The sequence below is a fragment of the Castellaniella sp. S9 genome (assembly GCF_027257175.1).
GTDB lineage: Bacteria > Pseudomonadota > Gammaproteobacteria > Burkholderiales > Burkholderiaceae_B > Castellaniella.
The window spans coordinates 90,436-103,120 of record NZ_JAPFGD010000009.1 but is presented as its reverse complement, the minus strand read 5'-3'; the positions used below and the strand labels follow the sequence as shown (position 1 = coordinate 103,120).

The following is a 12,685-nucleotide window of genomic DNA, read 5'->3' as shown; positions in this document are numbered from 1 at the left end:
TGGGCGAAACTTCGTGGCGGGACCCACGGGTCAGCCGTAGAACCGGCAGGATTCAGTTTCCGGCGTCATGCCGGCACCGCCTGGCGCTGCCGGGTAGCCTTGGCGTCGATCACGCTCACATCGATCAGGCGCCAACGTCCGTCGTCGATGAGTCGCTCCAGCACTTCGCCGAGCATGTCGAAATACACCTCGTCATGCCGATCGACCAATTCGCCGTCGCGATGCAGCTCCACCACGTAGGTGTCGCCGCCTCGGTCGTACAGCACCGTCACCCGGCCCTCGAACTTCGCGGTCGAGACCGTGAAGCTGATCGCCGGAGGCGTCTCGATGATCTTGGACGGCGTCGGATCGACCCAGGTGAAATCCCGGGCACCCGCATCGACCAGCATGTGGGTGATGCGCCGGAAGCCATCGGGCGCCGGCATTTCCTCCAACTGCTGGATGAGCTGACCCAGCTCCATGCACTGCGGCTCGGGAATGGGCAGCTTGGCCGGCGCGGAGCCGAGGATGTGCGTCTTGACGGTGTAGGGAATGCCGTCGGACGTCATCTCGGTGCGCTCTTCCGGCGTGTCCGCCCGCAGCCCATCGAAACGGCGCCGTGCGTAGGGTTGGACATGCACCTTGGCGCCTTCGTCGGGGACGGTGGTCACCAGCTTGGAATCGAGCACAGCGAACTCGCTCGGCTTGAGCTTGACGACGATGGCATCGTCGGTGATGGCGACTACCTTCCCGTCGAAGGGCTGGGGGTCGACGGCGAAGCCCAATGTCGAAGATTGCGGCTGATCGTCGAACACGCGGTACTTGAACGACCGCACGTTGCGGGGCACGTGGCCTGCGACTAGCGAAGGCATCATGGATTTGATGAGGGAACGGTCCATGGGAATCTCCTTGAGGAAGAAACAAGGGATTCCCCGCCCGCAAGGGAGAGGTCCCTTGTGGGTGGTGTGGATGGACGCGGTACGTCCGTGGAAAACATCGACCAGCACGGCTTCCCGTGCTTGCAGCCTTGAAGGTCTTGGCTGCCTGGGCATGTGTCGGCAACGCCGACGAACATGGGGCAAGAATGGCCCGGGAGTAAGCGGCCCGCTTGCAGGAAACGGCACCCCATCGCACCCGCTTTCCAGCGCTGCGGGCGAGAAAAAGCCCCTCGAAAGGGGCTTGGGGGTCAGGCTTCGTACACGAAGTAGTGTTCTCGCTGACGCGGGAAGAACACGTGCTTCCACGTGTCGCCGCTTGTGTTGCCACCGTCGAATACGACCATTTCGTAGTCGTCAATGTCGGTGTCCACCAGATCGGCGCTGTCGATATGGCGCATGTGCAGCGTACCGCTCATGCGCTCGAACACCAGGATCTGGCCGATGGCGTCGTCCTGGCTCATGGCGTTGACGCAGGCTCCAAGCTGATTCTCGAAGTCGGGCGTGGGCAAGATGAGATCGGGGAACATGAGATTGCTCCTATGGAATTGAACCAGCCCGGCTCCTGGTGGGAGGCGGGCTGGCATATGGGGGATAAAGGGGAAGGCTTGCGCGTCGCGTGTCTGCTAGGTCTCGGCCAGTGGCAAGCCCAGTAGCGCGGGTGCGTCGGCATCGAGGATGAGGATGCGCACATCTGCCTGGCCGGCCAGTTCAAGGATGTTCGCCAGGTCGTCAGGCATGCCCTTGTCGCGGTGCTCCTGTCGAAGCTGCTCAGCGCTGATGCCCTCGGCATATTCCAGGTTCTTGTCTGTCCAGGGCGTGGAGATCAGCTTGACGCCAATCGCCGGGCTGTACGGAACCCGAAAGGCGATGAACAGAAAAGCCTCCGGCGTGGCGAGGTCTGCCAGGTTGGCGAGGTACTGGCCGGTTTCCTGGCAGATGTGCGCGCTGCTGACTTCCCAGCACCGGCTGTAATAGCCGGTCTCGAAACTCAACCGCTGCACCACGTCTCGCGCGGCTTCGGCCGAATAGGTATCACCGACATGGACCGGGCGGCCGTCGAGGTCGTCGCCATGGATGGCATAGACCACGGCGCCCACCACGCCTTCGCCGTTGATGCCTTCAACAGCATCACATTCAGCAATCAGCTCGTCGCTGATGGCGTCAGTGCCGCTTTTGATCAACGCGAAGTCGCTGGTGACGATGCAAGGCGATGAGATCAGGTCGTTGTCGGAAAGATGCGCTTGGCTCGTGTGGATGGATCGCCAGACATGCGGGCTTCCGTCCCCGTAGCAGATGCACAGCGTTCGGACGACTCTCAGATTCCAGTAGCCGCGTACAAAGGGATTGGGATTCTGGGTCATGGAATTTCTCCAGATTGAATAATGGAGCCAATTCCCGCCACCGGGAATTGAACCCCGGTGGGTTGAAAGTGGAAAAAGCGTCAGGCGGCACTGATCGAGGGCTTTGGGCCAATCGGCGCAGGCTGACGGAAGAAAAATCGAGGGACATGGCCGCGTGGACGCATGTCCCTCATGGGCAGTGAACAAAAAGACGGTGGTATGCCGCAGACCGGCTCACCAACCGCTGTAGTTCACCAACAGATCGGCGATGACCTTGCGGCGTTGCAGATCGAGACCATCGAAGTCCGACAGTCCTTGGAAGTGGCAGCGCTTGAGCATGGCACCGCCCTCGCGCGCGTTGTAGAAGCTGAACATGGCGGACAGGAACATGCGTTCCCCGCTGCTCAGGACGCCGAGTGCGTCGTTGGCACGCAGCATGTCGGGACGCAGATCCCACTTGCTCTTTGCCTGGTTCAGGCCTTCGCGCGTGCCGTCGCCAAACCATTGCGGGCCTGCGATCTCGACGCCGCGCTTCCAGACCTCGAAGAAGGCTTGGGGCGCGGCGGCGAAATGCTGCTCTTCCCGCATGATCTGATCGACGACTTCCTGGGGCAAAAGCTGGTTCATGACGTGGTTCCTCCAGTTGGATCAGGGTGTGGCGAGCTGGGACCAGCCGCCTCTTTCGAGGGCACGTTGAGCCGCGGCATAGCTGCGGAAGTACTGGCAGGATTCCCGCGAAACGGGACCTTCTGTATCGCGCGTGCCGATGTAGTGGCCGGCGGCGCTATGCAGGATTTCGAGCGGCAGGAACTTGCCGCAATGGATCAAGGCCAACTGGCCGAAAGAGGCTTGCTGGGACATGGACGGGCTCCTTGGAAAAAGCGGGGCCTCGTCCCTCACGGGATGGCAGCTCCCGCACGCGGTTGAGAAAAAAGCATCGGCGTCACGGGTGACGCGCGTCCGCAGACTCGATGCGATGGCGGACTGGCGGGTAGCGCGGAAAGAATCCGCGGCAGCCTGGAAACTCTGGCTGCTGGCATGGTGCTGACGAATCAGCGACACATGCGGGCAGCTTCATGCGCGAGGCGAGCCGCGTCAGCCGGAAATCGGCATTTGCAACAGCCCCGATTGGCGAACGCGGAAAAAAGAAAGCCCCGCAATAAGTGCGGGGCTGTCAGGAGGATGAGGCGAAACTGGGTCAGCGAGGCCTGTCGCCCAGTACATGCTGCTTCCACAGGGCGAATGCCTCGTCCGGTCCCAGCTCTGCGAGGATGACGATGGGCTGGCCCCGACGGGCACGCAGCGATGCGAAATACGCTGGCCGGTCGGCGATGGCGTTGAGCTTGATGCCCTTTAGGAACAGCAACTGGCGGGGGCGAACTTTGGTGGTAACGCAGGCATGATTGCGCTTGTTTGGGGCAAAAGGGCCAGCGAAGCGGGCGGACACGGCCAGAAAACCGCGACGAACTACTTGTACTTGCCAGGCGAGGCGAACGGGTGACATCAGCATATCGCTATGCGGTAAAGAAGACCGTCCTAAAGCTTGCAGGATCCCGGCATAGCTTCATCATCACCTCTCCGTGACGGCTCATTGGAACGAAAAAGGCCAGCATCGCCGTGATGGACTTTCATAATTGCCAGGTCAACTGGCTTGCGTGCTGTTTATTCACAGCAAGGCATTGCGACGTCGTTGCAGCAATCGCCGCCATCGCAACAGGGCGTTGCAGCAAAAGCGGCGGTGGGCGCTAGCATGAGGGCCAAGCCGCGGCCGCTCATGCTGGGGGCCGTTCTCTTCAGATTGGTGTCCTGCACCGTGTGCATTGCGAATTTCCGGATCGTCCCAATGTCACTGGGACTCCTTTGTGGCGGCCGGGTTCTCCACGCTCATGAACGACTGGGCCACCAGCGCGATCGCCCCGCCCACGATGGCCATGTCAGCGATGTTGAAGGCGGGCCAGTGCCAGCCGTGCAGGTGAAAGTCGATGTAGTCGATAACGTGCCCGCGCGTGGCGCGGTCGAACGCGTTGCCCAATGCGCCGCCCAGAATGAGGCTGTACGAAAGGCCTTCCGTTTTGCGCAGCGGCCGGGAGAGCAGCCATGCGAGCCATGCCGATATTGCGAACGCGATCGCCAGAAAAAACCACCGCTGCCAGCCGCCCGCGCCAGCAAGGAAGCTGAACGCCGCGCCGGGATTGAGAGCGTGAACTAGGTTGAAGAATGACGCCACCTCGTGCGACCAACCCAAGGGAGTTGTCGCGTCAATGTAGCTCTTAGCTGCCTGATCGCCGGCGAATATAACGATCGCGAGTGAGTACCACTGCGTCTTGCGAAGAGATGGTTCATCCATTGTTCATGCCGCCTTGAACTTCAGGAGGCGCAGCCCATTGACGACAACCAAAAGACTTGCCCCCATGTCAGCGAACACAGCCATCCACATGGTGGCATGCCCTGTGAACGTCAACGCAAGGAACACCGCCTTGATGCCAAGGGCCAGAACGATGTTCTGCGTGAGGATCGCCGCAGTGCTACGCGACAGCCGGATGAAGGCGGGGATCTTGCGCAGGTCGTCGTCCATCAGGGCGACGTCGGCTGTTTCGATCGCGGTGTCGGTGCCGGCCGCGCCCATGGCGAAGCCGATGTCGGCACGGGCGAGCGCGGGCGAATCGTTGATGCCGTCGCCCACCATGCCCACCTGGCCCTCGCCGCCGACCAGGCTTTCGATGGTCTTGAGCTTGTCTTCGGGCAGTTGGTCACCACGGGCTTCAGAGATTCCGACCTGGGCAGCGATGGCCGCGGCCGTGTGCTGGTTGTCCCCCGTCAGCATCAGCGTGCGCACACCCAGCGCCTGCAGGTCGGCCACCGCCTCACGGCTGGTTTCCTTCACGGTGTCGGCCACTGCAAAAATGCCGAGCACGGTCGCATCGTCCATCAGCAGGATCGCTGTCTTGCCTTGGCGCTCCAGGGTCTCCAGCCGAGCCTGGAGCGTCGCTTCGCTCAGGCCCAGCTCCTGGGCGAGCCTGTGGTTGCCCATGTGCAACATGCGCCCGGCGACGCGGCCGCGCACGCCGCGGCCAGGCAGCGCCGCGAAGTCGTCGACCTCGTGCAGCGCGATGCCGTCACGGTTCGCCTTGCGGGCGATGGCCTGAGACACAGGATGGTCCGAGCGTGCCGCGAGGCTTGCGGCCCAGGCGGCAACTTCCTGCGCCTCGCCGATCAGCGGCACGAAGTCGGTCTGCTCGGGCTTGCCATGTGTGAGTGTGCCGGTCTTGTCCAGGGCCAACGCCTTGAGCTTGCGCCCGCCCTCCAGGTAGACGCCACCCTTGATCAGGATGCCGCGTCGGGCGGCAGCGGCCAAGCCGCTGACGATGGTGACCGGCGTGGAGATGACCAGAGCGCAGGGGCAGGCGATCACCAGCAGTACCAGGGCCTTGTAGACCCAGTCAAACCATGCGCCGCCGAAGGCGAGCGGCGGCACGACGGCAACCAGCACGGACACCGCGAACACCGCCGGCGTGTAGACGCGGGCGAACTGGTCGACGAAGCGCTGCGTGGGCGCACGGCTGCCCTGCGCGGACTCCACGGCATGGATGATGCGCGCGAGCGTCGAGTCGCTGGCGCCTGCGGTCACCTTGTATTCGAAAGAGCCGGTCTCATTGATGGTTCCGGCGAAGACCTGGTCACCTTCGGCCTTCTCGACGGGCAGGCTCTCGCCGGTGATGGGCGCCTGGTTGATGGCCGATCGACCCGAGGTGATCAGGCCGTCCAGTGCGATGCGCTCGCCAGGACGCACGCGGACCACCGCGCCCTTTGCGACCTCCTTGGCCGGCAGCTCTGTCCATGAGCCATCGGCCTGCCGCACGGTCGCGGTCTCGGGCGCCAAGTCCATCAGCCCCCGAATGGCGTTGCGGGCGCGGTCCAGCGACTTCGCCTCGATCACTTCCGCCAACGCGAACAGGAACATGACCATGGCGGCCTCCGGCCAGTGGCCGATCGCCATGCCGCCGGTGACCGCGATGGCCATCAGGGCGTTCATGTTCAGGTTGAGGTTCTTCAGCGCGATCCAGCCCTTCTTGTAGGTGCTGAGGCCGCCGGTGAAGATCGAAACCAGTGCCAGCACGATCACGGCCCAATGATTGCCGTCGTTGACCCAGTACACGCCTTCGGCGGCCACCGCCGCAACGCCCGAAACCGCCATCGGCCACCAATTGGTCTTGTGCGCGGCCACCGGGGCATCGCGCGGCTCATCAGTCCTCTGGACCTCGGCTTCCATGCCCAGCGATTCGATGGCTTCGACTGCCGGCTTGATCGCGTCGGGTGTGTGCCGAACCGTGAGCGTGCGCTGCATCAGGTTGAAATCCATTCCCTGCACGCCCGGCATGCCTTGCAGCTTGCCGCGGATCAGACTTTCCTCGGTCGGACAGTCCATCTTCGCGATGCGAAGTACCGTGGTGGCTGTCTGCATGTCCTGCCGCGCAGCCTGCATTCCAATGGAAGCAAGCGCCTTCTCGATCGGCGCTGAGGTCGCCAGCGTGTGCTGGACTCCCAGCACACGCTGCATCAGATTGAAGTCGAGCGCGGTCACACCCGGCAGCTTGCCCAGCCGGTCGCGGATCAGCGCTTCTTCCGTCGGGCAATCCATGTTCTCGATCCGGTACGTCACCCGCTCGCCGATCGGCGGCGCGGAAACGGCAGCGGTTGGTTGCTGCTGCAGGGCCGAGGATGGGATCACAGCCGCGGCTTCGATCGGCCCCGTGTGGCCGAAGGTCTGCTCCTTGGCGCGCATGCCGATCGAGGCCAGGACCTGCTCCATCTGCGCGCGTGCCTGAGCGAGGTGTTTCACCGACAGGGTGCGCTCAGCGAGGTCGAAGTCGAGGTCCTGAATTCCCTCGACTGCCCCGAGGTGCGAGCGGATGAGTTTCTCCTCGCTCGGGCAGTCCATGTTCTCGATGCGGTAGGTGGTCGACACGGCGGCGTCTCGGACAGCCTGAGCCTTCATGCCCACCGAATTCAGCGCTTGCTCCAAGGCATCGGCCGAGACTTCGCGGTGCGAAATGGTCAACAAACGCTGCGGAAGATCGAACAGGAGCCGCTCGACACCGGGCATGCCCTCCAGCGTTCGCCGCACCAGTGCTTCCTCATTGCGGCAATCCATGTTGCTCACGTGGAAAACGGTGGTTTCAGTGCTGGCCTGCTCACTGGCGCACGCCGTCTGTTGGCCATTGCCGCCGGAGCAGGCGCATGGGCTGGAAGGTTCTTTGTTCATAGATCGCTCTTCATTGACAAGGTTTTCCCCGGATGCCATCATTAGAAAACCTCTAGTAGATATAGAGTCAAGTTTTTTATAGGAAGCAACCATGATGCGGATCGGTGAACTGGGCAAGAAGGCAGATTGCTTGGTGCAGACCGTGCGCTTTTACGAGTCAGAAGGCTTGCTGCCCGCCTGCACGTAGCGAGGGCAACTTCAGGCTCTATGACGAAGTCCATTTGCAGCGCTTGCTGTTCATCCGCCGCTGCCGGGCGAAGGACATGACGCTGGATGAGATCCGTCAACTGCTGAACTTACGGGATCGGCCAGAGTTGGGCTGCGGCGAGGTGAACGCGCTGGTCGACGCTCATATCGCGCAAGTGCGGACCAAGATGAAGGAATTGCGCGCCTTGGAGCGCGAGTTAATGGATCTGCGACGCTCCTGCGATAGCGCCCGAACCTCGCGCGAGTGCGGCATTCTCAACAGCTTGGCCGAGCCCGCCTGAAGCTCGAGCGTGTCATCGGTGCTGGAAGTGATCGGGTCCAGTTCTGAGAGCCACGTGCCGCGCTCCATCATGCGAAAGCGCGCGGTTCTGACGTTTTGAGACGGCGTGCGACCGAGGGCGTGGCCCACAGGAGCCAGCGCGAGCCGGACGACCTGCGCGCCGCAATCTCCGCCACCTTACGGGTTCTCCAGGCCAGACCGAGCATCGCGGCGTGGCTGCGCAGGTGCAGGTGCAGGCCAAGGTAGCAGTGCGCCACGACGCGGCCCGACTCATGGGCACGCCACGCAACTCGCGATCGCTTCGCAAGAAGCCGCAAGGCCCGACTCGCGCAAGAATGCGACGTGGGCAAGATCGTATAGCCAGCAGCGCAAGCGTTTGCCGCTGCTGGCCGGCTCCGGAAGGGATAGACAAGCTGCGGGCCGTAGTCCATTGGAAAGTCCATCTTTCTTGAGTGTCACTCTTTGGCGCCCAGCGTGTGCTTTTGCGACCGGAAAGCGCTGAACAAGTGGCCCCCGGGCATCCAGAAATCGCCGTAGTTGACTTGGGCGTCTTCGTGCTCACGCTTGTGATGCCAGCGATGGGCTTCAGCCACCCCGATCAACAATCCCAACGGCCCGACCCGGTATCCCAGATTGGAGTGCTGGAAGGCCAGATGCACGACCAAGAAGCCGAGCCATGCGCCGACGGCCAACCACAGCTTGGAACGCCGCTACTGGCTCAACGGGGAGTGGAAAGGCCGCCCGCCCTCTAGCAAGGCGGCACAAGCGAGCGCGACGATCACTGTGAGTAGCTCCGTCGGAAAAGACGGCCGGCCGGTCGCGAGCTCGCCGAAGAGCACAACCGCAGTGGCGCCACGGATCAGTGGATAGCAGCCATACCGGATGACAGTCGCAATGAAGGGGGCGCATTGGTGCTCATCTGTTCTGTCCTAAAGCTCTGACTGGATTGGAAAACCTTCTAGCTACGGTAGAGTCAAGGGCGTCCGGGAAGACCCTGTGGCAAGTTCGTTGCATCTGCGCCTTGACTCTCCAGCCGCTACAGGCTTCAGCATCCATCGATTTGGAAGGAACAATGCATGGCTGAAAACCACAGAAATCACGAAAACGACGAGTTGGGCCGCCTAGATGCGAGCGATGCGAAGGACCGAAAGATTCTTCTGACTGTGTTGCTGATCAACCTGACGCAGTCCGCCGCCGGCATTGCCCTTGGCATCTGGGCTGGCTCTACGGCGCTGATGGGCGCCGGGTTGGACAACCTCGCCGATGCGTCGGTCTATGCGGTTAGCCTGTATGCCGTCGGTCGTGCGGCAACGGTCAAGGTGGGCGCGGCCCGCTTGTCGGGTTTCTTGCTAATCGGCCTGGCCGCGCTGCTGCTGTTGGAAGTCCTACGCCGCTTCGCTGGAGGGGAAGAGCCTGTCGGCCCAGCCATGATGGCCATGGCCGCGCTGAACGCGGCTTTGAACCTAGTGTGCCTCAGACTACTGCGCCGCCATCGCGGGGAAGATGTGAACTTCAAGGCGTCAGCGATCTTTACCAGCAACGACTCCATCGTCAATGGTGCGATTGTGCTGTCCGGGGTGCTGGTGATGGGGTTCGGGTCGAACATCCCGGATCTGGTGCTGGGCGTCATCGTGGCCGCAATCGCAGCGAATGGGGGGCGGGAAATCCTGCGCGAAGCATCGGAAACAGCTCGCCGTAAGGCGGGCACATAAGGCATGTTTTCGCCCAGTTCATCCCGAGGTTTACCTCTGCAAAAGAGGTAGTCCAGCCTTTGGGCTACGGCCTCGGCTGCAGCCGAGCGTACCATTGGCGATGGCCGCGCGATAGGCGGGCATGCCGTTCTCGACCTCCGTCTGCCGTACAGCAGCGGTGCGCAAGGTTGAGGGTGCATGTCGTCTCTCCTGTTCGTGTGGCCCAGGCCAATGGCCGGGCCGGGACGTTGATGGGCAGGAGAATGGCGCCGAAGGCCCAACGGCCTTCGGCTCGGGAGAAAAGAGGAACCACCCGTGGGCTGATTGGCAGGCCCGGTCGTCGCTAGAACCGTCTGCTCATCAAGCAATCACACCCGGCCCATGTCGTGGCTGGGGCCGGCATCGTCTGGCGCACATCCGCGCACAAAGGGAGCCCGTTTTTGCACCGGCGGGCACCGGCACCGATTACCGCTGACCACGAAGGGTCTCCCGGTGGCTCGTGCAGCCTGGCAAGCCACCGGGAGACCCTTCGCAGAGGGCGGAAGAAACGCAGATCAACAGAACGCGCGTGGTGCGGCTCGCAGAGAAGCTACCTTCAGGTCCCGCGGCCGGGGACGGCTGGGCGGGACGCGCACACGGATCAAGAAGGCGTTGCGCGCTGGGCGTCCCGCAGGGCATGCGGCGGAGTGCGGGACAGGGGCCACGCCGCCGAAGGCGGGCACGGCTCACGGGGAACGGGGGCGGTCAGGAGCCTTTGCGGCCGCTACGGCGCGGGCGCGAGGCGCCGCGCTTGGAGCTGCCGGATTCGACTGGCAGCGTGCCTTTGCAGTCCGGGTAGCGGCTGCACGACCAGAACGGGCCGCTCTTGCCGCTGCGCTGGCGCGTGGGTGCGCCGCACTGCGGGCATGCCGGCCCTTGGGGAACCTTGATGGACAGGGAGGCGCTGCCGTACTGCGCAATCAACTGCGAAATCCACGCGGCCTGCTTGCCGATGAACACGTCCAGGGTGAGCTGTCCGGCCTCGATCATGTCGAGCGCCTGTTCCCAGACGGCGGTGGTGCCAGGGTCGGCAATCGCCGCAGGCACGGCATCGATCAAAGTGAAAGCCGCATCCGAGGCGCGGATGGCGCGCCCCTTCTTCACGAGGTAGCCGCGAGCGATCAGGCCGCCGATGATGTTGGCCCGCGTCGCTTCGGTGCCGATGCCAACCGTATCCTTGAGCTTCTGCTTCAGGCGGGGATCGGACACCAGCTTGGCGACGCCTTTCATGGACTTGACCAACTCGCCTTGCGTGTACGGTTTGGGCGGCAGCGTCTTGAGTGCCTTGAGATCGACGTCGGCCACCTGGCATGCCAGGCCCTCATACAGTTTCGGCAGCGCGGGCAGCACCTGGGCGCGGACCGCAGTATCGCCCTCGCCATCACCGTCTTCGGCCTGCGGCTCGGCGAGCACCTGGCGCCAACCCGGGATGACAACCTGCTTGCCCGTGGCCGCCAGGTTCTGCCCCCCGCACGAAAACTTGGCCACAGTGCGGTCGAACTCGTGGTGAGGGAGGAACTGCGCCAGGTAATGCGACCGGATGAGCCTGTACACGGCCAGTTCCTTCTCGCTCATGGCGGAGAGCTTCGCCGGTTCGAGCGTCGGGATGATGCCGTGGTGCGCCGTGACCTTGCCATCGTTCCAGGCGCGCGAGCGCTGCGAGCGGTCGAGCTGGCCCATGATCGAGCGCAGCGAGGGATCGGTCTTGAGCAGGCTGTCGAGAACGGTGGGCACTTCGGCAAACATGCTCTCGGGCAGGTAGCCGGAGTCCGAGCGGGGGTACGTCGTGGCCTTGTGCGTCTCGTACAGGGCTTGGGCAATCTCCAAGGTTTCCTGCACGTCCAGCCCAAGCTGCTTGGAACACACTTCCTGCAAGGTGCCCAGGTCGAACGGCAGCGGCGGGCCTTCGCGGACACGCTCAGTCTCCACCGACACGACGTGGGCACTGCCCGCAGCGCGGATCTGCTGCATGGTCTGCTGTGCGACCGGCTGCCGCAGGCAGCGGCCTGCGTCGTCGGTGCACGCATCGGGTGGAACCCATTGCGCGGCGAAAGTCGAACCGCCTGCGAACAGGGACACGGCGATGGCCCAGTATGGTACGGACACGAAGCGCGCGATCTCGCGGTCGCGGTCCACAACGAGCTTGAGCGTCGGGGTCTGTACGCGGCCGACCGACAGCACGCCGTCGTAACCCGCCTGTCGCCCCAGCACCGTGAACAGCCGGCTCAGGTTCATGCCCACGAGCCAATCCGCACGGGAGCGCGCCAGCGCCGAGTGGTACATCGAAAGCGTCTCGGCCGAAGGCCGCAGCTTGCCCAGTGCCGCCCGAATGGACGCATCGTTGAGCGCCGACAGCCACAGGCGTTCGATGGGGCCGCGGTAGCCGCAAAGCTCCACGATCTCGCGGGCGATCAATTCGCCCTCGCGGTCGGCATCGGTGGCGATAACCAGGTGAGTCGCCTTCGCCAAGAGCGCCTTGACGACCTTGAATTGCGTGGCGGTCTTCGGTTTGACCTCGACCCGCCAGTGCTGGGGAATGATGGGCAACTGCTCGATGGACCAGCGCTTGAGTTGCTCGTCGTAGGCTTCCGGCGCTGCCGCCTCTACGAGATGGCCAATGCACCAGGTGACCGTGACGCCGGAACCGTTGAGGCAGCCTTCACCGCGTTGTGTGGCGCCTAGAATCCGGCCAATGTCTTTGCCCTGGGAGGGCTTCTCGCACAAGAACAGCCGCATGTCCGTTCATCCGATTCCCGTGGTTCATGGAGTTGCTGGGATCGAGGATGCCAAGCACCACTGAGGGCAGCAGCAAACAAGCTGCATGCGGTGGCGACCGCTTTCACGGGATGAAATGGCGTGTGCGGAGGAAGGCGCGTGGCCGGACGTGTGCGGGCCGATAGCCACGATTTCCGGGAGCGCCTGGAAGTCGGTGGACGTTGGTGGAGCTA

The 12,685-nt window shown here is 63.4% G+C and carries 12 protein-coding genes and 1 pseudogene; 2 read left to right on the top strand and 11 right to left on the bottom strand.

All coding sequences use genetic code 11. The annotated features are described in order from the left end of the window. Positions 1–65 precede the first annotated feature (65 nt). The 8 genes from OOZ48_RS15125 to OOZ48_RS15090 form a co-directional block, all read right to left on the bottom strand. The gene (locus OOZ48_RS15125) at positions 66–878 is read right to left on the bottom strand and encodes a hypothetical protein (RefSeq protein WP_006226009.1); all 813 of its coding nucleotides are present in this window, start codon (positions 876–878) and stop codon (positions 66–68) included. A gap of 287 nt (positions 879–1,165) precedes the next feature. Then, a complete protein-coding gene (locus OOZ48_RS15120; RefSeq protein ID WP_003108989.1) occupies positions 1,166–1,444 on the bottom strand; it encodes a hypothetical protein in 279 nt (92 codons plus the stop codon). 96 nt (positions 1,445–1,540) lie between these two features. Continuing rightward, a complete protein-coding gene (locus tag OOZ48_RS15115; protein WP_003098947.1) occupies positions 1,541–2,278 on the bottom strand; it encodes a DUF5983 family protein in 738 nt (245 codons plus the stop codon). 213 nt (positions 2,279–2,491) lie between these two features. Next, a complete protein-coding gene (locus OOZ48_RS15110) occupies positions 2,492–2,884 on the bottom strand; it encodes a hypothetical protein (RefSeq protein ID WP_003098949.1) in 393 nt (130 codons plus the stop codon). A 21-nt stretch (positions 2,885–2,905) separates the two neighbouring features. Beyond that, positions 2,906–3,118, bottom strand: a complete 213-nt coding sequence (locus tag OOZ48_RS15105) for a hypothetical protein (protein ID WP_003116833.1) — start codon at positions 3,116–3,118, stop codon at positions 2,906–2,908. 337 nt (positions 3,119–3,455) lie between these two features. After that, complete coding sequence (locus OOZ48_RS18575; RefSeq protein WP_003108988.1) at positions 3,456–3,767, bottom strand: hypothetical protein; 312 nt, start codon at positions 3,765–3,767, stop codon at positions 3,456–3,458. A gap of 336 nt (positions 3,768–4,103) precedes the next feature. After that, positions 4,104–4,604: a signal peptidase II gene (lspA, locus tag OOZ48_RS15095; RefSeq protein WP_003098955.1), complete on the bottom strand. Its 501-nt coding sequence runs from the start codon at positions 4,602–4,604 to the stop codon at positions 4,104–4,106. A 3-nt stretch (positions 4,605–4,607) separates the two neighbouring features. After that, on the bottom strand, positions 4,608–7,520 hold the full coding sequence (locus tag OOZ48_RS15090) for a heavy metal translocating P-type ATPase (RefSeq protein ID WP_003098961.1): 2,913 nt from the start codon (positions 7,518–7,520) through the stop codon (positions 4,608–4,610). Positions 7,521–7,611: 91 nt separating this feature from the next. Between OOZ48_RS15090 and cadR the strand changes: the two are divergent. Then, positions 7,612–8,008 (top strand): annotated as a pseudogene (gene cadR, locus OOZ48_RS15085) (Cd(II)/Pb(II)-responsive transcriptional regulator). A gap of 67 nt (positions 8,009–8,075) precedes the next feature. Here cadR and OOZ48_RS15080 read toward each other — a convergent pair. Beyond that, positions 8,076–8,438, bottom strand: a complete 363-nt coding sequence (locus OOZ48_RS15080; protein WP_196588568.1) for a DUF3703 domain-containing protein — start codon at positions 8,436–8,438, stop codon at positions 8,076–8,078. Positions 8,439–8,462: 24 nt separating this feature from the next. Continuing rightward, positions 8,463–8,672, bottom strand: a complete 210-nt coding sequence (locus OOZ48_RS15075) for a hypothetical protein (protein ID WP_014747696.1) — start codon at positions 8,670–8,672, stop codon at positions 8,463–8,465. 411 nt (positions 8,673–9,083) lie between these two features. Here OOZ48_RS15075 and OOZ48_RS15070 point away from each other — a divergent pair, with 411 nt between their 5' ends. Continuing rightward, the gene (locus OOZ48_RS15070) at positions 9,084–9,719 is read left to right on the top strand and encodes a cation transporter (RefSeq protein WP_003098972.1); all 636 of its coding nucleotides are present in this window, start codon (positions 9,084–9,086) and stop codon (positions 9,717–9,719) included. A 723-nt stretch (positions 9,720–10,442) separates the two neighbouring features. Here the strand turns inward: OOZ48_RS15070 and OOZ48_RS15065 are convergent. After that, entirely contained in the window at positions 10,443–12,473 is a 2,031-nt protein-coding gene (locus OOZ48_RS15065; protein ID WP_269499713.1) for a DNA topoisomerase III, read from the bottom strand. Positions 12,474–12,685 lie beyond the last annotated feature (212 nt).

What these genes read in the sequence shown, in the direction of transcription:
- OOZ48_RS15105 (WP_003116833.1), bottom strand. Translation starts at nt 3,118, where the DNA reads ATGTCCCAGCAAGCCTCTTTCGGCCAGTTGGCCTTGATCCATTGCGGC.
- OOZ48_RS15080 (WP_196588568.1), bottom strand. Translation starts at nt 8,438, where the DNA reads ATGGACTACGGCCCGCAGCTTGTCTATCCCTTCCGGAGCCGGCCAGCA.
- OOZ48_RS15115 (WP_003098947.1), bottom strand. Translation starts at nt 2,278, where the DNA reads ATGACCCAGAATCCCAATCCCTTTGTACGCGGCTACTGGAATCTGAGA.
- OOZ48_RS15090 (WP_003098961.1), bottom strand. Translation starts at nt 7,520, where the DNA reads ATGAACAAAGAACCTTCCAGCCCATGCGCCTGCTCCGGCGGCAATGGC.
- OOZ48_RS15110 (WP_003098949.1), bottom strand. Translation starts at nt 2,884, where the DNA reads ATGAACCAGCTTTTGCCCCAGGAAGTCGTCGATCAGATCATGCGGGAA.
- OOZ48_RS15065 (WP_269499713.1), bottom strand. Translation starts at nt 12,473, where the DNA reads ATGCGGCTGTTCTTGTGCGAGAAGCCCTCCCAGGGCAAAGACATTGGC.
- lspA (WP_003098955.1), bottom strand. Translation starts at nt 4,604, where the DNA reads ATGGATGAACCATCTCTTCGCAAGACGCAGTGGTACTCACTCGCGATC.
- OOZ48_RS15125 (WP_006226009.1), bottom strand. Translation starts at nt 878, where the DNA reads ATGGACCGTTCCCTCATCAAATCCATGATGCCTTCGCTAGTCGCAGGC.
- OOZ48_RS15070 (WP_003098972.1), top strand. Translation starts at nt 9,084, where the DNA reads ATGGCTGAAAACCACAGAAATCACGAAAACGACGAGTTGGGCCGCCTA.
- OOZ48_RS15120 (WP_003108989.1), bottom strand. Translation starts at nt 1,444, where the DNA reads ATGTTCCCCGATCTCATCTTGCCCACGCCCGACTTCGAGAATCAGCTT.
- OOZ48_RS18575 (WP_003108988.1), bottom strand. Translation starts at nt 3,767, where the DNA reads ATGCTGATGTCACCCGTTCGCCTCGCCTGGCAAGTACAAGTAGTTCGT.